Below are 16,855 nucleotides of genomic sequence, written 5' to 3' on the forward strand. Positions count from 1 at the left end.
TTATTCTTTAACCATATTAATTTTGCCGGAAGAAATGGCCCAGTAAACTAGTAAAAGCATACAGATTACTAAAGCGATTGAAGGAAATTCAAATGAAATTCCAAAGGCCATCAGATACGTTGGGAAGCCGTACAAATAATTATTCCTGATCTTTTTTATAGCAGAATTGGTAATGCCCGGACGCAAAAGCTTTTTGTTCTGACTGGCAACGAACCACAATAAATTGTACGAAATACTAATAAGAACAAAAATTCCGGTATAGATCGCAACCGCAATATTCGAAGCTTCACCGCCAAAGAAACGCGCCAGTAAAGCTGTTGGATAAGAAACGGCGGTAACCAGAAAAAGAATCAGTCCGTTAGAAAACATGATGGCTGTATTACGGCTGTATATTTGTTTAAAAATTTTATGGTGATTGACCCACATGATAAAAATGCTGAAAAAAGAAAGGGTAAAAGCCAGATAAGCAGTCCATTCTGTTTTTAGATAAGTCAATAATTGTGAACCCGTTTTTACTACATCTGCGTCCGGCGCATGAAGATCGAGTACCAAAAGTGTAATTGCAATTGCAAATACACCATCGCTGAATCCTTCAATTCTTCCCGTTTCCTTTTCCATTTTTATAATTTTATAAATATTGATTTTCTAATTTTATCTTCAATATTTTTTGTTTTGTGTCCTTTACCGATTGTATCTTCTAATAGTAAAACCGAACCGGTATTAAATGTTCTTTTTTCTCCTAATGAGGTCTCTATTTCAACTCCGCCATCCAGCAAAATAATATACTGACGATCGGGAGCATTGTGAAAATCGTAATCGTAAGAAGGATTTACTTCTCTAAAAACGATAGATTTAGCAGTTTCATCTTCAGATAAAAATCCGATTTCACCCTTGTTTTGCAACGGGACTTCAAAGTCTTCAAAATGACTGTCTCCGTTGCTGTCGCTGTAAACTCTTGTAATGGTTATCATTATTTATTGAAGATGAATTCGTTTGCCAGATTAATTTCATCCTGGCTAATAGTGTGCCCCATATTTGGATAGATTTTTTTCGTCACCGAGGCGCCCATTTTACTCATAAGTGTTTCAGTATCATTAACTCTTTCTACCGGAACATGAAAATCAGGATCACTTGTCCCGATAAAAACAGGTGTGTTTTCAAAGTTTCCGTGATAATGTTCTTCGTAGACTTTATCGCCAATTAAGCCGCCGGTAAAAGCGACGATTCCGCCATATTTCGAGGCATTTCTGGTAGTAAATTCCAACGCCAGACATGCTCCCTGAGAAAATCCGAGAAAATAGATGTTTTCTTTTTCAATTCCGTTTTGCTGAATTGCGACCACAACCTGATGAATAGCTTCAATAGAATTTGAAAAAGAAGGTTCGTTTTGGGTAATTGGAGCTAAAAACGAATACGGATACCAGGTTCTGTTTTCGGCTTGCGGTGCTACTAATGCAAAATCTTTAACGTTAAGATGTTTGGCCAGCGAGAGAATATCATGAGCGCCTGCACCACGCCCGTGGATCATGATTAATGCTTTTTTGGCTTCGTGTAAAGGAACGCCGTCTGTTATAATTTCTGTATTCATAATATTATATTTTTAAATGAAAGAAGATTTTTAATACAATTATTTTTTCCAGATATCCTGATATTCATCCGGATGTCTGGTGAATTGCGCATGAACATACGGACAAAGTGCTTTAACCATCATTTTATGTTCGCGTACATACGACACCATTTCTTCCAGAAGTTTTTTGGCATAGCCTTTTCCTTCTGCTTCCGGTTCAACGCCTGTATGGTAAACGGTTAATAAGTCGTCTTGTAAGCTTACCACCATTTCTCCTAACTTTTTACCCTCCGCGTAGAGATTAAAAGCGCCATGTTTTTTCTCATCTAATTCCAATTGTATTGTTTCCATAATTTTTGGTTTTAATTTTTAATATAATGGCAAAGTTCGGGAAGCTTGTGATAAAGTCAGCTTAATGTAGATTAATTATATCCCTGTTTAATTCCTAATTTTTTCATTTTTGAATACAAAGTCTGTGGCTGCATTTTTAATAATTCTGCGGCGCCTCCGCTACCGGAAACTTTTCCGTCGCAAAGATGTAAGGCATTCATAATGTGTTCTTTTTCCATGTCTTCCATCGACTTTAGTTTACCCATATGAACCTCAAACGGCACCGGATTAGTAACAGTTGACGGAAGATCAAACTTTTCAATTTCAGTGGTTTTGGCCAATAGGACATTTCTTTCCATTAAATGTTCCAGTTCGCGAATATTTCCCGGCCAGTTGTAATTTTTCAATTGTTCTAAAGCAAATTGGCTGATGGAGTTTACATTTTTACGGGAACTTGCCGCATATTTTTTCATAAAATGATAAGCGAGAGCTTCAATATCTTCTGCACGTTCTTTTAAAGTTGGTAACTGAATCGGAAACACATTTAGCCGGTAATACAAATCCAGTCTGAAACGGCCTTCTGCAACTTCTTTTTCAAGAGATCTGTTGGTCGCCGCCACAATTCTCACATTAATCTTGATTGTTTTATTTCCGCCAAGGCGCTGTATTTCTTTTTCCTGCAGGACACGCAGTAATTTCACCTGAGAATCGAGTGGCAATTCACCAATTTCATCCAGAAAAATAGTGCTGTTATTAGCTTGTTCAAACTTTCCGATTCGCAATGCGTTTGCTCCTGTAAAAGCGCCTTTTTCGTGGCCAAAAAGTTCCGATTCGATTAAAGACTGTGGCAGTGCTGCACAATTGACCACGACAATCGGATTCGATTTATTTTCAGAAAGATCGTGCAGGGCATGGGCTACTCGTTCTTTTCCTGTCCCGCTTTCGCCTAAAATTAAAACAGAAGTTGGAGCAGGGGCAACGATTTTTATCTTTTCAATCACGTCTTTTAAAAGCGGACTTTTACCAACAATTCCTTCGATTTCCTCGATTTCAGGTTTGCTTTGATTTTCTTCCAGAACGCCATTTTCCTCATTAAAACGGTATTTTGCAATATCCAGCATTACAATAAGATCCCTTTCGCGGAAAGGTTTTACCATAAACCCGTACGGTTGTGTGGCTTTTACAGCTTCCAGTGTACTTTGATTAGTATTGGCAGAAATATATAGAAAAGGTACATTCATTTCCCGAAGTTCCCATGCGAGATCGATTCCTGTTAAGTCGCCCTTTAACATAATATCGAGTAAAACCCAGTCCGGATTTTTATCAGCAATAAGTTTTCTGGCCTGAATGACAGATGAAGCAATGCCAACAACCTGATAACCTGCTTTGTGCAGCATGATTTTTAAATCGTTTGCTACTATGAATTCATCTTCAACAATTAGAATTTTCTCCTTCATTTTACTGTTTATATGATTTCAGAACTTTCGGCAGAAGCTTCAAACTCTGTATTTCTTGTGAATGTAATTGTAATTTTCAGTCCGTTATCATTTTTCATTTCAAAAGTTCCGTCAATCTGATCGCTCAGTCCCATCATCAAATTCATTCCCAGCGAATCTCTTTCCGTTTCTTCAAAATTAACAGGAAGACCAACGCCATTGTCTGCTATTTCAAGTCTGTAATTGTTGTTTCCTGTATTTTTTAGTGTGATCATTATTTCTCCTTTTCGGTGTTCCGGAAAAGCATATTTAATCGCATTATTGATGGCTTCATTAATAATGAGTCCCATCGGAACCGCTTGTGCAACATCAAGATACGTTTTTTCTACGTCTAACACAAAATTGATATTACGATCGGTATCAAAACATTCTTTCATATAATTAATCAGTTCATAAATGTACCACGACATATCGATATTCGCCAGGTTATCAGACTGATATAATTTTTGATGAATCAAAGACATTGCGTGCATCCTGTGCTGACTGTTCTGGATCGCCATAAGAGCATCTTCATTATCCAGATAAGCCGACTGTGTATTTAGTAAACTAATGACAATTTGAAGGTTATTCTTAACACGATGATGAATCTCTTTTAAAAGCCATTCTTTTTCCAGCAGCATTTTTTTGTTGAGTTCGTTCTGCTCATTCAGTTGCTGACGCTTGATTTCCAGTTCTTCGTTCTTTTTCTTTTTTATTCTGAAACTGTTGTAAAGAAGCCCCAGAAAAAGTATCAAAACCAAAACACTTCCGATAAAAACATATTTTACAACTGTATCTTTCTGAATTTGAATTTGCTGTGTTTTGGCCTGCTGTTGCAGCAAATCGATATTTTTGTCTTTTTTGTCACTTTCAAATTCAATTTGCAGACTGCTGATCTGCTTGCTTTTTTCTCCTTTAAAAACCGAATCTGAAAGGCTTTTATACAATTGATAATGTTTAATGGCATTAATGTAATCCCCTCGGGAAGAGTCGGCTTTAAACCAGATTAAGTAACTTTCGGACCGGATTAAATTATTTCCTGCAGCTTCAGCCAAAGAATCCAGCCGCTGTATATTTTTATAAAATTCCTTGTAATTTTTTATTTGAAAATGATAGGAAGCAAAACTTCGCAATATCGCAATACTGTTTCCGTTTTTATCGGCATTTGCGCCATAAAAATCAACCAGTTTCTTATAATAAATTGTTGCTGTTTTGTTGTTTCCCAAAATTCTGTAAATGTTGAACAGCAAATAATTTTCTTTCATTATTCGTTCAACATTTGAGCTCGGAAATTTTTGCTGCATTTCCTTAATAAGTTCCAAAGCTGCTTTTTCTTTCTTTTGCCTGATCAGCAGCGAACACAAATTTTCTCCAATCGTTCTGACGTATTCTGTATCGTTATGATTTTTAGCAATTTCAAATGCTTTGTACCAGTATTCCTCTGCATCATTATTTTGGCGTAAATAATAATAAACCAGTCCAACATGATTGTAAATAGAACTCAGCTGCAGAGAATTATCATTCACAGAAATAGCAGTTTTTTCTGCTAAAAGTGCATATTTCAGCGACTCCGGATAATTTCCTTTTTGTGTATAAACTTCAGAAAGCAGATTGTAAACTCCTTGTAATTTCTTGTATTTAATGGATTTGTAAACTTCCAGAGATGCTTTAAGAAAAGATTCTGCCTGGTCCGGATTTTCGTTTGTACTGTACAATTCGCCAAGCTCTTTTAATGTTGTTGCCTGTTGTTCTACAGCTCCGGCTTTTTTAAATAATTGAATAGCAAGCTGTTTGTGTTTTGCCTTTTGTTCGATTTCTGCATCGTAAAGGGAGAGTTCACTGTAACTTTCTGCCTGTATTTTTGTTAAATTGTTGTTTTTAGAATAGGCAATTGCATTTTTTGTTTTTTCTAAAGCATTTTCAGAATCTCCTTTTTCCCTGTATATCTGAGCTCCTAAAAGAATAGATTTTCCTGTGCCGGTTTTATATTTTAAACGTTCACTTAAAAGTTTTGCCTGTGTATTAATGCGGTCCGCGTTATCAAGGTCTGTTTTATCTTCTCCCGTCTTGGTGAGATAATAATGACTTAAAGCCAAAAGTAATTCCACTCTCTGAGGATTACTTTCAGCTTTAGCAATTTTATTTTTCAATACATTGGGATCTTCGTCAGATTGCGCACTCATACCGGTACTTAGCAATACAAGAAAAGTCACTGTAAGATAGACAGGTAAGTGGTTTTTAACAGAAAAATAAGAGAGGAAATTCATTTTTTAAAGATACTATATTATCATAAATCTGCAATCTGAAGGGTGTGTTTGTCTAGCTTTTGCGATGGTAGGAGTAACAAATTATCATTGCTGCCCCAGGCAGAATTAAAGTACCCAATCCGAAAAATTTTCCTGCAACGGCTCCCAGAAAACATCCAACCAAAAATCCAATTATGGTAACTAATTGTTTTTTAAAACTTAAAAGAACATCAACGTCTTTAAGTCCGTTTTTTAATAAGTTACCTAAATCCAAAGAAGCTTGTGTAACATTTCCCGTCATCATGGTTGTAGGACCGTGAGTTTCTTTAGCATATAATTTTCCAAAAGCATTCTGAAGTCCCATCGCGAAAACAGTTGTCATGGCAACGACATACATTGTCCATTCTGCAAAGTTTTCTAAATAACCAAAAACGTAAGAGGCGATTCCGCTTAAAACCAGCAATATTCCTTCCCAAAACAAGAGAGTATAACGATTGGTACTTTTTAAAGCGATTCTTCCGCCGGTAATTACGGCAATAATAAAGATGGGAAAAGTGAGAAGCTTAATCCACGCGTGAACATCTGAGCCTTTTACGATCTGATACGCAAAAACAATAAAGTTACCCGTTACGTGTGCCGAAAATATCGAGTCGGCTGCGACAAAAGTCACCGTATCGCAATACCCTGCTATTATGGTTAGCAGCAGGGTTACGTACCAAATGTTGTTAGTTTGTTGTATTTCCATAATTTTTTATTTTAAATGGGCACGAAGCATCCACGCCATTTTTTCGTGATTTTCGACCAAACCTGTTATAAAATCACTTGTTCCGGTATCTTGTAAATCGTTGGCGATATAATTGATATTTTCACGCAAATAAATAATGATACTTTCGTGATCGATCAGTAATTCTTTAATAAAGCCGGTACTGTCGTTTTTCTCCTGTAATTCTTCTGAAAGATGTGTCAGTGCCAGAAAGCTTTTAAGTGTTGCCGGTGCATAATGTCCCAACGCTCTGATTCTTTCTGCCACGGTATCAACAATTTCATCAATGGCATCGTATTGCTGTTCAAAGAAAAGATGTTTATTATAGAAATCCGGGCCTTCAACATTCCAGTGTGCTCTTTTTGTTTTTGTATAAAGTATAAATTCGTCTGCAAGAACTTTAGTTAAAACATCTACAACTTTTGAGATGTTTTCTTGTTTGATTCCGATGTTTGTTTTCATTTTTAAATTAGGTTTAATAAATAATAATCAAGTGAGTAAGTTCCGGCGCCAAGAGCCAAAAGCAATAACAGGGATAAGGTGTACATGTACGGCACGTCGCGCACTTCTGGCGAATCGTTTTTGTGAACTACAAAGTACCCAATAGCGGTTACACCCATTGTTGGTAATACGGCAAGTCGGGTGCCGATGCCCAGAATAATTAAAAACGGAACAATAGTGTCTGAAAACGTTGCTACCAGTCCGTTTAGTTTTTCGGGCAGATGCAGCGGATTCGGAACATGTTCTTTTTGTCCATTTTCAACTCTGAATTTTTTCATTCCGTGTACTCTGAATAATTCCACGGCCAGTAAAACCCTAAAAATTAAAATAGCGCCGTTGTTAAGTGAACTTCCTAAATCAGAATACAGGATTTGTTTTATAATGTCTATCATTTTTTTTTGTTTTAAAAAGCAAAGCAAGAACAGCCAAGAGCGCCCCAGAATGCGTTGTAATTATTGACCGGAACGTTGCTCATTCTTGCTATATCATGACTGTGCGCATGAACATCGCAACTGCCGCTGCAACTGTGAATCTGCGATGTCAGACCTGGTTTTGCGTGTAGATTTGCATTTTTTTCAACAGTACTCTGAAAGCTGTTTTTCGAAGGATAACCATTGTAGATATTCGTTGGCGACCAATCTGGTAAAATCGGAATATGTGGTGGCGAAAATGAAGAGAAATCACCATTTGCATAAACAATTTTCCCATCAACAATCGTTAAATCTGCTTCTATTTTTTTGATTTCTTCATCGTCAATTGAAAAATAATCACGGTCTAAAACCACTAAATCTGCAAACATTCCGACTTTAATATCACCTTTTTTGTTTTGTTCCTGAGAAAACCATGCACTTCCTCTGGTGTACAATTCCAGAGCAGTTTGTCGGTTTAATCTCGTTTCGTTGTACAATTGCAAACCTCCAACGGTTTTTCCAACTGTCATCCAGTACATGGAAACCCAGGGATTATAACTGCTGACACGTGTCGCATCTGAACCGGCGCCAACCGGAACTTCCATTTCAAGCATTTTCTTGATTGGAGGTGTATTTTCGGCCGCTTTTGCTCCGTATCGGTCTGTAAAATATTCACCCTGATACGCCATTCTGCTTTGTACTGCGATTCCGCCGCCAAGCGCTTTGACACGTTCGATGTTTCGCTCGTCAATAGTTTCAGCGTGGTCAAAGATCCATGGAAGTCCGTTAAAAGGAACATCCTGATTTATTTTTTCGAAAACATTCAGAAATCGCGTAATGCTTTCATTATAAGTGGCATGAAGGCGGAAAGGCCAGCGGTTTTCTACCAAAAGGCGAACCACTTTTTCCAATTCAGCTTCCATGTTTTCCGGAAGATCGGGTCTTGGCTGGAGAAAATCTTCAAAATCAGCGGCAGAAAAAACCAGCATTTCTCCGGCTCCGTTATGGCGGTACATATCATCGCCCTGATATAATTTTACCGTATCAATCCAATCTGAAAAATCTTCAAATTCATGTTTTGGTTTTTGTGTGAAAAGATTATAGGCAATTCTCACAGTCAATTGCTTTTTATCGTTCAGCTCGTTTACCACTTTATAATCGTCGGGAAAGTTTTGAAACCCACCCCCGGCATCGATCACGCTGGTAATTCCGAATCTGTTTAGCTCTTTCATAAAATGACGCGTCGAATTGATCTGATGTTCATAAGAAAGCGTTGGACCTTTGGCTAAAGTCGAATATAAGATCATCGCATTTGGCGTGGCAATAATAAGTCCGGTTGGTTCGCCATTGGCGTCGCGTTCTATATGCCCTCCGGGAGGTGCAGGTGTATTTTTGTTGTAACCAACTGCTTTTAAAGCCGCTCTGTTCATAATTGCCCTGTCGTACAAATGCAGGATAAAAACAGGAGTTTCCGGCGCAATGGCATTGATTTCTTCTAAAGTCGGCATTCTGCGTTCAGCAAACTGAAACTCCGACCAGCCGCCCACAACGCGAACCCATTGCGGATTTGGTGTGCGGTCAACCTGTTCCTTCAGCATTCGAAGCGCATCTGCCAATGAAGGCACACCATCCCAGCGTAATTCTAAATTGTAGTTTAATCCGCCACGAATAAGGTGAATGTGCGAATCATTAATGCCCGGAACAACCCTTTTTTGCTGAAGATCAATTATTTTGGTTTCTTCAGAAGCAAAAGACATGACTTCGCTGTCATTTCCAACAGCAATAAATTTTCCGTCTTTAATCGCAACTGCTGTTGTATTTGGAGTTTCGGAATTGAAACTATGAATTTTTCCGTTGAATAAAATTAAATCTGCTTTCATAGTTTTTTATTTAGAGTTTAATTGAGTAATTGCCTCTTTGATCCCTTCTCCGGCAACCGTATAAAATGCTGGTCCGGCTAGCAGAATAACTTTCGTTAAAGGTTTGTAATTAGCTAGTTTTTTGTCTTTTAAATACGCTTGTGTCCTGTAAGTTTCAAACGAACCCAAAACTACATTTTTAGCAATTAAAGCCGTTGGCGAATCAATTCCTGCATCTTTAATATCGCTTGCAAACGAATAATCAGAAACTCCCAGGCGCAACGCTTCGCGCATTGCAGTGCTTCCGACAGAAATCATTAAATCGGGAGTAAATTTATTGCGGTCTCCCAATCCGATCAATAATAATTGCCTGGAAGCGAGAGTACCCTTTGGTGGTGTAATAAGTAAGGTTTCAAGGGAATGACCTGTAAATTTGCCGGTTTTTCGTAATTCGGTAATAATGCCTTTTAACGCATCATCCAAATGAACCATTCCGTTTAAGTTAGCGGGAAGGGCAGGAGGGTTAAAAATATCCCCTTCGGTATATTCAAAAACGCAGGCTACCTGTAAGTCCGCTTTTGCTGCAGATGGTCCCTGAACCAATCCGTTAATCGCAACTCCGTCTACTTTTCCCCAGGTCGTAGTTGATCCGAGTGCAGCATTTTGCGCAAAAGCGCTGTTAGTTAAACCTGCTGATAGTAAAAGAATCAGAACCGTTGTTCTAATGCTGTATTTTTTGAAAATAGCTAAGTTTTTCATATTCTAAAATTTAGTTGTTGTTGATTTTTTAAACACATAGAGACATAGATTTTGACGCGGATCATACGGATTCGCTATCGCTAAGACGCTGATAAAAACGGATTTTTAAATAAAATCCTAGAAGAAAAAATCTCTGTAAATCCGCATCTTCGCGATAGCGAATCCCTTTTATCCGTGTCCTAATTTATTCAGAATGTATTTTTTTGTTTTTAAAATTTAAATCCAAGTCGGGCATTAAAGAAAACACCATCTTTAGAATTGGGAATAATATCGTTGATAAAAGCGCCTGTTTTAAAGTATTGAATACCACTCACAACCGAAATATATTGGTTTATACTATAGGTGAAATTGGCCAGATAGGCGGTTCCGATATATTTCTCGTCAGAAGCGCTTCCGCGGAGATTGAGCATGCCGCTGGGTCTGTAGACACCGTCTTGTGTGGAATAACGCCAGTTTAAAACAACATCGACCTGCATCTTTAGATTCGACAGTAAATCCATAGTGGCATACGGATGAATATCGATAAGGTTTACCGGACCAACCTGCGGACTAAAACCGAAATAACCACCTTTTGGATATAGCGGATTAAAAGTCTGAAGGTTTCCATTTCCCTGATTTTTATCTCCGGAAATATAATCGTTTCGAAGATTTACGGTAGGTTTAAATTTGATGTTTTCAAACATGTACCCAATATCAACAGATCCCGTCCAGGCGTTTATATTTCCGGAGCCAAAAGATCCAAACTGATAGGCCGCTTCAAGATTGTAAATAAAACCCCCACCGTATTTCCAGAATCGTGTACCAATGGTATGACGTCTTTCCGGTGCTGCTCCTTCCTCAAAAAGCGATTCATCTCTTCTGATTCCCAGATAGTAAAGATCAAGATTTCCTGATTTTGGCAAAATTATTTTAGAATAAGCGCCCCAAAGATTGAGTTGTTTTGACATTTTATTGTCAAAAACTCCAGTGTTAATCGTATCGGCCATCATTGCGAAAGCATCTACAGATAATCGCGATGAATTGTACATTATTTTTCCTCCTGTAAAATAAAGTCTCGCATTTGGACCTTCGCGAACAGAGATCAATCTTCCGGAACCGTAATCCAATTCCTGTCTTCCGGCACGAATCGTTATTTTTTTGTCTTCTTTCTGCCAGAGATTCACATCCAAAAATAAATTCTGGACATTAAGCTGATCTTCATCAATACCACGCGGACCGTTAATTCGTCCGTCCTGCAGGGCACTTCTTAACTGTGCAAATATTCTAAAGGTTTTCCCCAAATGAATATCGGCATGCAGATCATAGCGCTGCAGCAGAAAATTGTTTCGGCCAATGCCTAATCTTCCCCAATCTTCATTATTGAAATCAACATATTCATATCGCGCTTCGCCTCCAAAAGACAGGTAAAAATTTTTCTCTTCATTTAACGGTATGAATTTTAATCGTTCGTAAAAATTCCGGTTAGAATCTTTCAGGAATTCATAATTTTCGTCGTAACGCAAAAGCTTAAAACTTTGAGCTGTTGCCAGATTTCCAATTACTAGAAAAAGAAAAAGTAACTTGGCGTGGTTTGATATGTTTTTTGTTGATTCCAATAGGATGAAGCGTAAGAAATTGGTAAAAATTTTGAAAGTTGAATTAGTGTTTCAACATATTGTGTGCATAGTGAATTCCCAAACCGTAAGAACCACCATATTTTTTCATCAGATTAGTTACAGGAACATACGTTTCTTCGCGCGCCCAGTCTCTTTGCAGTTCCAGTAGATATTGAATAGATGTAATAGGCTGTGCACCAACCTGAATCATTCTTTGTACCGCACGCTCGTGTGCTTCTGCACTTACATCTCCACAGGCATCAGTAATTACATATACTTCGTAACCTTCCTCAATTGCAGATAAAGCCGGTCCGACGATACAAACACCTGTCCATAATCCGGCAAGAACTAATTTCTTTTTATTTTTTCCAGTAATCGCTTTATATGCATTTTCATCTTCCCATGTATTCATTGTAGTACGATCGACATAACCGGAAGTGGCAATGGGATAAAATTCTTCAATTTCCGGAAAAACAGGTCCTGCGAAACTTTCTTCTGCAACAGTTGTTACAACGGTGTCCACATTAAATATTTTAGAAGCTCCGCAAATAATAGCGACATTATTACGAAGTTCACTCAAAGCGATATTGCTTGTTGCAAAAGCCATTTGTCCTTCAAAATCGATTAATACTAAAGCATGATTGTCTGGTGATAATAAGTTTGCTGATGGTTTCATAGTTTTATTTTTTAGATTTATAATTTTAGACTTTTTAAAAAGCCTGCTGTTTGTTGAATATTATTTGAATTTGATTTAAAACACAGTAGTGATAATATCGCTATTACACGATTATGCCTTTGTTTTTAATGTGTTGAAAGTTTTCTGATCATTTCGGCAGAAACGGCATCGGCATAGATTCCGAATGCGCTCGTTAATACACCTTTTATATCATAGATTTCAGAGGTAATTCCGTACACGATATCTTCGTCTCCGGGATCGGTATCGCCTTCAAAACGAAATAAATATTCAATTTTAAATTCGTCCGGTGACATGGTTTGTGTATTGTTGTTGTATCGGATACAGTTTTCGTCAAGATTAAAATTCTCGGTAAAACCTTGTGTCGTAAGCCATTGCAAAGCTTCTGTAACGGTATCAAAAGAGGGTTGTTGAAATAAACTCATTAGAATGTTGGTTTAAAAACTGCCTTAAAAAGATCCTTTAAAAGACAGTTTTTTGATTAGTTTATTTATTTATTTAATGAAAGCTAAAATATCGTTGTTGATTGTTTCTGCTTCTGTAGTTGGCATTCCGTGAGGAAATCCAGGGTAAGAAATCAGTTTTCCGTTTTTCAGGAGTTTTGCCGCTCTTGGTGCCTGACCGTAAGGAACAATCTGATCATCTTCTCCGTGTAAAACCAAAACCGGGATATCTAAACTTTTCAGGTCTTCTGTAAAATCTGATTCAGAAAATGCTTTTATTCCTTCATAGTGTGCCAAAACAGAACCCATCATTCCCTGACGCCACCAGTTGTGTTTGATACCTTCCTGAACTTCCTGACCTTCGCGGTTCCATCCGTAAAACGCAATTGGAAAATTATAAAAATATTGTGCTCTGCTAAATCCTGTTCCTTGTCTGATTTCGTCAAAAACAGATAATGGAACTCCCTCGGGATTGGATTCGTTCTGAATCATAATTGGTGTTACAGCACTAATTATAACCGCTTTTGCAACACGCCCTTTTCCGTATTTTGCAGCGTAACGAATCACTTCACCACCTCCGGTTGAATGCCCAACGTGAATGGCATCTTTCAAATCTAAAGCTGCAGTTAATTCAGCAATATCAGAAGCATACGTTTCCATGTTGTTTCCTTCGGAACTTTGACCAGAGCGCCCGTGTCCGCGGCGGTCATGTGCAATAACTCTGTACCCTTTTTGAAGGAAAAACATCATTTGTGCATCCCAGTCATCACTTGATAAAGGCCATCCGTGATGAAATACGATTGGTTGTCCAGTTCCCCAATCTTTGTAATAAATTTGTGTTCCGTCTTTTACTGTAAATGTGCTCATGGTTTTTCGATTTATTGATTATTTATTTATATTTTGTAATTGAAATTCGTTTTTAAGTTTAAATGTTAAACTAATATGTTGTTTTATGTTTTATTCTTAATGATTATACTGCAAATTTATTACAGAGTGAAAGCTTAATCGATTAATCTAGATTAAGAAGTAAAAATTTTTATCTGCATCTACTGTTTTTCATTTTAACTGTTGATGCCAGATACTAGCCAATTAATATGCCTTTATATTTAATTGATTTATTTTAAAGGGATTGATGAATTATACAGTTTTTTTTCTTTACGATATTTCGTTATTTTATGAAATGCCCGTTGTTTTTTAAATAATTAGATCGAAGAAAATATTTTAGAAGACTATTTTTATTACCAGATGCCATTTAGACTTATCAATTTACCTTTTTGGCTACATTCGAAAGATGAATTGGGAGCAATTTTACAGTGTATAATTTAAAACACTACAAAATGAAAAAGACTATTTTTATTACAGGAGCGTCATCGGGTTTAGGAAAAGCTGCAGCGCTATTATTTCAGGCAAATGGATGGAAAGTAATTGCAACAATGCGTAAGCCGGAGAATGAGGTAGAATTAACAAATTTGGAAAACGTGAAAGTTGTGCAGCTGGATGTTACAGATTCAAGTCAGATCAAAGAAACGATCAGTAAAATTCTGGAAACAGACCCCGTTGATGTTGTTTTAAATAATGCCGGTTACGGTCTAATTGGCCCGTTGGAATCTTTTAGCGAAGTACAGATAAACGATCAGATTCAAACCAATCTTTTTGGCGTTATAAATGTTACTAAAGCCTTTGTTTCTAATTTTAGAGAAAGAAAAGCAGGCATATTTATAAATATTACTTCTACTTTTGGTTTATTAGGTTATCCAAGCTGTTCGGTTTACAATGCTTCTAAATTTGCAGTTGACGGCTTTTCAGAAGGTCTGGCTTACGAATTAGCGCAATTTGGCATTAAAGTAAAAGTAGTTGCGCCGGGAGGAATGCAGACCGATTTTGCAGGGAGATCTTTGCAGGGTGGACTACACGAAGCTTACAGCGATTTGATTGCCAAAGTTGCCGAGGGTTACAGCGAGGAACAAATTGCAAATTACACCAAAGCAGAGAATGTGGCATCAATTATTTATGAAGCGGCCAGTGATGGAAAAAATCAATTGCGATATATCGCAGGAAACGATGCAAATCAATTATATGAAGAACGTTTGTCTCTTAAACCTGAGAATCAATTTCAGAAATATCGTGCTCAGTTTGTGATGTAGTTTTAAAATGGAAATTAATTTTGTGAATGATTAGATTTGTTATCAAATGAAAAAACAACCCGTTATATTCAATTCGCTATCCCAATTGCATAAAGCGATGGGACAGCCGGCGCCGCTTCATCCTCTAATCAGTATTATCAATTATGGTCAGGCTGAGTTTGATGCTGCAGATCTGGAAGCAGGCATTATCCTTAATTTTTATAAAATCTCTTTTAAGACAAAATTTTCAGGAAAATTAAAATACGGTCAGGGATTTTATGATTTTGAAGAAGGAGGAATGTCATTCGTTGCGCCGGGACAATTATTGCGCATGCAGGAAGAAGAGGCAGATTATGATGGAATGTCGCTCCATATTCATCCCGATTTATTGCGAAATTATGCCTTAGATTCACATATCAGACAGTATGGGTTTTTCAGTTATTCTGCTGCAGAAGGACTCTACCTTTCCGAAAAGGAAAAAAAAACAGTACTCAGTATTTACCAGTTTATTGAGGATGAATTGAACGAAAGAATCGATAAATTCAGTCAGGATGTAATAATCTCACAAATTGAATTGCTGCTGAACTACGCTAATCGATTTTATGATCGCCAGTTTATTACCCGAAAGGCAGTAAATAATGATTTGCTTTCTAAACTTGAGGAACATCTTGAAATTTATTTTATAGAAGAAAGATCTTTGATTAACGGACTTCCTTCTGTAAATACTATTGCAGAAAGTTTAAATGTGACACCGCGCTATCTGAGTGATTTACTCCGAAATCTGATTGGATTGAATACCCAACAATTTATTCATGAAAAGGTGATCGAAAAAGCAAAAGAATTTCTGGCAAAAGATCAAATGACAATAGCACAAATTGCGTATTATTTAGGCTTTGAGCATTCCCAGTCTTTCAATAAGCTATTTAAAAGAAAAACCAATCAGTCGCCTTCCGACTATAAAAAAAGTCTTCTAAATTAGAAGAATAACCAGACTAATTACAATGAACATACCTAACTTTATAAACGAATGGCTTGCCGCCAGTAATGCTTTTGATACGCAAAAATATCTTGAATTTTATAATGATGACGCTATCTTGGATGATCCTTCTGTACGAAAACAATTTAAAGGACATGAGGGAATAAAAGAGTATTTTGACAATTATTTTATTGGCTATAATACCGATACTCAATTGGTGAACCTGAATGTTAAAGGAATAGAAAGTGCACATTTGGAAGTAAATTTTACTGGAACCTTTGCAGAAGGCACAATAGGAGGGATATTCGATTTTAAATTTAAGAACGAAAAAATCATCTTCGTAAAAGCCGATTTAATTCATTAAAAACAGAAAGGCTAAACATATCCGTTTAGCCTTTTTAATTTAGTCATGTTTAAATGAATTAAACTTTCCATTTCATTTAAGTGTATCGAATGGCGCTTAAGTTTCCCATTTAAAATCCTCATACTAATTGAATTATAAGTATGCAAAAGATAGTTCTCACAATGAGAAAACAGCAAATAAGATAATTTTGTCTTTTATTGAATAAAAAATCATATTTAGTTAAAATAAATACAAAATTGTACGTACTTTTGTGACTGATATATTTACAAGCAGTTGAAAAGATTAATAATCATAGCACTTTCTATATTAATTCTGTCGCCCTCTTTTGGCAGTCTGTTTGTATATGCTTCATTTAAAATCAACCAGAAAGAAATTGCCCAGACCATTTGCGTGCAGCGTAAACAGGCTTTCAATAGCTGTAACGGACGATGTGAACTTCAAAAAAGCATCAAAAAATATTCTGATAACGAAAGAAAAATGCAGGACCGCTTAAAAGAAAAATCTGAGCTGGTATATGTTCAAAATACTGCTGAAATTGATTTTAGCATTATTCCTGTTATCGAATCCAAACAAAATTCTTCCATTTTATTTGCAAAGAAACCTGTAAAGGCTTCGAGTCTTACTTTTCATCCGCCGCTCAGTGTAGTGTAGATTATTATTTCAGTTTTAATTTGATAGAAAAATTCCACTTTGAAATTTGGTCCAATCTATGGGTATAATTTTTTGTAATGAATATTCTAAATAAATCAT

The 16,855-nt window shown here is 36.8% G+C and carries 19 protein-coding genes; 4 read left to right on the forward strand and 15 right to left on the reverse strand.

Annotation, left to right across the window (positions count from 1 at the left end):
• The 15 genes from ABEB31_RS13545 to ABEB31_RS13615 all read right to left on the reverse strand — a co-directional run bounded on the left by ABEB31_RS13545 (nt 1) and on the right by ABEB31_RS13615 (nt 13,509).
• On the reverse strand, nt 1–618 hold the full coding sequence (locus ABEB31_RS13545) for a TMEM175 family protein (RefSeq protein ID WP_347052158.1): 618 nt from the start codon (nt 616–618) through the stop codon (nt 1–3).
• 2 nt (nt 619–620) lie between these two features.
• Nucleotides 621–971: a cupin domain-containing protein gene (locus ABEB31_RS13550; RefSeq protein ID WP_347052159.1), complete on the reverse strand. Its 351-nt coding sequence runs from the start codon at nt 969–971 to the stop codon at nt 621–623.
• Nucleotides 971–1,588 carry an alpha/beta hydrolase gene (locus tag ABEB31_RS13555; RefSeq protein WP_347052160.1) on the reverse strand — a complete coding sequence of 206 codons (618 nt, stop codon included), beginning with the start codon at nt 1,586–1,588 and terminating at the stop codon, nt 971–973. Before ABEB31_RS13555 ends, ABEB31_RS13550 begins: the two co-directional genes overlap by 1 nt.
• A gap of 39 nt (nt 1,589–1,627) precedes the next feature.
• Nucleotides 1,628–1,918, reverse strand: a complete 291-nt coding sequence (locus ABEB31_RS13560; RefSeq protein ID WP_347052161.1) for a GNAT family N-acetyltransferase — start codon at nt 1,916–1,918, stop codon at nt 1,628–1,630.
• Between the two features lie 71 nt (nt 1,919–1,989).
• A complete protein-coding gene (locus ABEB31_RS13565; RefSeq protein ID WP_347052162.1) occupies nt 1,990–3,354 on the reverse strand; it encodes a sigma-54-dependent transcriptional regulator in 1,365 nt (454 codons plus the stop codon).
• A gap of 8 nt (nt 3,355–3,362) precedes the next feature.
• The gene (locus ABEB31_RS13570; protein WP_347052163.1) at nt 3,363–5,639 is read right to left on the reverse strand and encodes a tetratricopeptide repeat-containing sensor histidine kinase; all 2,277 of its coding nucleotides are present in this window, start codon (nt 5,637–5,639) and stop codon (nt 3,363–3,365) included.
• Between the two features lie 52 nt (nt 5,640–5,691).
• Nucleotides 5,692–6,363 carry a YoaK family protein gene (locus tag ABEB31_RS13575; protein WP_347052164.1) on the reverse strand — a complete coding sequence of 224 codons (672 nt, stop codon included), beginning with the start codon at nt 6,361–6,363 and terminating at the stop codon, nt 5,692–5,694.
• Nucleotides 6,364–6,369: 6 nt separating this feature from the next.
• Nucleotides 6,370–6,843 (reverse strand): Dps family protein, encoded by a 474-nt coding sequence (locus ABEB31_RS13580; protein WP_347052165.1) that lies wholly within the window; start codon nt 6,841–6,843, stop codon nt 6,370–6,372.
• A 2-nt stretch (nt 6,844–6,845) separates the two neighbouring features.
• Nucleotides 6,846–7,274 (reverse strand): DoxX family protein, encoded by a 429-nt coding sequence (locus ABEB31_RS13585; protein WP_347052166.1) that lies wholly within the window; start codon nt 7,272–7,274, stop codon nt 6,846–6,848.
• Nucleotides 7,275–7,285: 11 nt separating this feature from the next.
• Nucleotides 7,286–9,172 (reverse strand): amidohydrolase, encoded by a 1,887-nt coding sequence (locus tag ABEB31_RS13590; RefSeq protein WP_347052167.1) that lies wholly within the window; start codon nt 9,170–9,172, stop codon nt 7,286–7,288.
• A 6-nt stretch (nt 9,173–9,178) separates the two neighbouring features.
• Nucleotides 9,179–9,910, reverse strand: a complete 732-nt coding sequence (locus ABEB31_RS13595; protein ID WP_347052168.1) for a M17 family peptidase N-terminal domain-containing protein — start codon at nt 9,908–9,910, stop codon at nt 9,179–9,181.
• 209 nt (nt 9,911–10,119) lie between these two features.
• A complete protein-coding gene (locus tag ABEB31_RS13600; protein WP_347052169.1) occupies nt 10,120–11,505 on the reverse strand; it encodes an alginate export family protein in 1,386 nt (461 codons plus the stop codon).
• A 43-nt stretch (nt 11,506–11,548) separates the two neighbouring features.
• Complete coding sequence (locus ABEB31_RS13605; RefSeq protein WP_347052170.1) at nt 11,549–12,181, reverse strand: hydrolase; 633 nt, start codon at nt 12,179–12,181, stop codon at nt 11,549–11,551.
• 125 nt (nt 12,182–12,306) lie between these two features.
• Nucleotides 12,307–12,624 carry a phosphoribosylpyrophosphate synthetase gene (locus ABEB31_RS13610; RefSeq protein WP_347052171.1) on the reverse strand — a complete coding sequence of 106 codons (318 nt, stop codon included), beginning with the start codon at nt 12,622–12,624 and terminating at the stop codon, nt 12,307–12,309.
• A gap of 69 nt (nt 12,625–12,693) precedes the next feature.
• The gene (locus ABEB31_RS13615) at nt 12,694–13,509 is read right to left on the reverse strand and encodes an alpha/beta fold hydrolase (protein ID WP_347052172.1); all 816 of its coding nucleotides are present in this window, start codon (nt 13,507–13,509) and stop codon (nt 12,694–12,696) included.
• 470 nt (nt 13,510–13,979) lie between these two features.
• On the opposite strand from ABEB31_RS13615, the gene ABEB31_RS13620 reads away from it, so the two are divergent.
• The 4 genes from ABEB31_RS13620 to ABEB31_RS13635 all read left to right on the forward strand — a co-directional run bounded on the left by ABEB31_RS13620 (nt 13,980) and on the right by ABEB31_RS13635 (nt 16,756).
• On the forward strand, nt 13,980–14,786 hold the full coding sequence (locus ABEB31_RS13620) for an SDR family oxidoreductase (protein ID WP_347052173.1): 807 nt from the start codon (nt 13,980–13,982) through the stop codon (nt 14,784–14,786).
• Between the two features lie 46 nt (nt 14,787–14,832).
• Nucleotides 14,833–15,744, forward strand: coding sequence for a helix-turn-helix domain-containing protein (locus ABEB31_RS13625; RefSeq protein WP_347052174.1), 912 nt, complete (start codon nt 14,833–14,835; stop codon nt 15,742–15,744).
• A 22-nt stretch (nt 15,745–15,766) separates the two neighbouring features.
• Entirely contained in the window at nt 15,767–16,105 is a 339-nt protein-coding gene (locus ABEB31_RS13630) for a nuclear transport factor 2 family protein (protein WP_347052175.1), read from the forward strand.
• 273 nt (nt 16,106–16,378) lie between these two features.
• Entirely contained in the window at nt 16,379–16,756 is a 378-nt protein-coding gene (locus ABEB31_RS13635) for a hypothetical protein (RefSeq protein WP_347052176.1), read from the forward strand.
• Nucleotides 16,757–16,855 lie beyond the last annotated feature (99 nt).

The sequence above is a fragment of the Flavobacterium olei genome (genome assembly GCF_039749035.1).
Lineage (GTDB): Bacteria > Bacteroidota > Bacteroidia > Flavobacteriales > Flavobacteriaceae > Flavobacterium > Flavobacterium olei.

Bases quoted from the DNA above. Each gene is read 5' to 3' on its own strand.
- ABEB31_RS13545 (WP_347052158.1), bottom strand. From the start codon at position 618: ATGGAAAAGGAAACGGGAAGAATTGAAGGATTCAGCGATGGTGTATTT.
- ABEB31_RS13550 (WP_347052159.1), bottom strand. From the start codon at position 971: ATGATAACCATTACAAGAGTTTACAGCGACAGCAACGGAGACAGTCAT.
- ABEB31_RS13555 (WP_347052160.1), bottom strand. From the start codon at position 1,588: ATGAATACAGAAATTATAACAGACGGCGTTCCTTTACACGAAGCCAAA.
- ABEB31_RS13560 (WP_347052161.1), bottom strand. From the start codon at position 1,918: ATGGAAACAATACAATTGGAATTAGATGAGAAAAAACATGGCGCTTTT.
- ABEB31_RS13565 (WP_347052162.1), bottom strand. From the start codon at position 3,354: ATGAAGGAGAAAATTCTAATTGTTGAAGATGAATTCATAGTAGCAAAC.
- ABEB31_RS13570 (WP_347052163.1), bottom strand. From the start codon at position 5,639: ATGAATTTCCTCTCTTATTTTTCTGTTAAAAACCACTTACCTGTCTAT.
- ABEB31_RS13575 (WP_347052164.1), bottom strand. From the start codon at position 6,363: ATGGAAATACAACAAACTAACAACATTTGGTACGTAACCCTGCTGCTA.
- ABEB31_RS13580 (WP_347052165.1), bottom strand. From the start codon at position 6,843: ATGAAAACAAACATCGGAATCAAACAAGAAAACATCTCAAAAGTTGTA.
- ABEB31_RS13585 (WP_347052166.1), bottom strand. From the start codon at position 7,274: ATGATAGACATTATAAAACAAATCCTGTATTCTGATTTAGGAAGTTCA.
- ABEB31_RS13590 (WP_347052167.1), bottom strand. From the start codon at position 9,172: ATGAAAGCAGATTTAATTTTATTCAACGGAAAAATTCATAGTTTCAAT.
- ABEB31_RS13595 (WP_347052168.1), bottom strand. From the start codon at position 9,910: ATGAAAAACTTAGCTATTTTCAAAAAATACAGCATTAGAACAACGGTT.
- ABEB31_RS13605 (WP_347052170.1), bottom strand. From the start codon at position 12,181: ATGAAACCATCAGCAAACTTATTATCACCAGACAATCATGCTTTAGTA.
- ABEB31_RS13610 (WP_347052171.1), bottom strand. From the start codon at position 12,624: ATGAGTTTATTTCAACAACCCTCTTTTGATACCGTTACAGAAGCTTTG.
- ABEB31_RS13615 (WP_347052172.1), bottom strand. From the start codon at position 13,509: ATGAGCACATTTACAGTAAAAGACGGAACACAAATTTATTACAAAGAT.
- ABEB31_RS13620 (WP_347052173.1), top strand. From the start codon at position 13,980: ATGAAAAAGACTATTTTTATTACAGGAGCGTCATCGGGTTTAGGAAAA.
- ABEB31_RS13625 (WP_347052174.1), top strand. From the start codon at position 14,833: ATGAAAAAACAACCCGTTATATTCAATTCGCTATCCCAATTGCATAAA.
- ABEB31_RS13630 (WP_347052175.1), top strand. From the start codon at position 15,767: ATGAACATACCTAACTTTATAAACGAATGGCTTGCCGCCAGTAATGCT.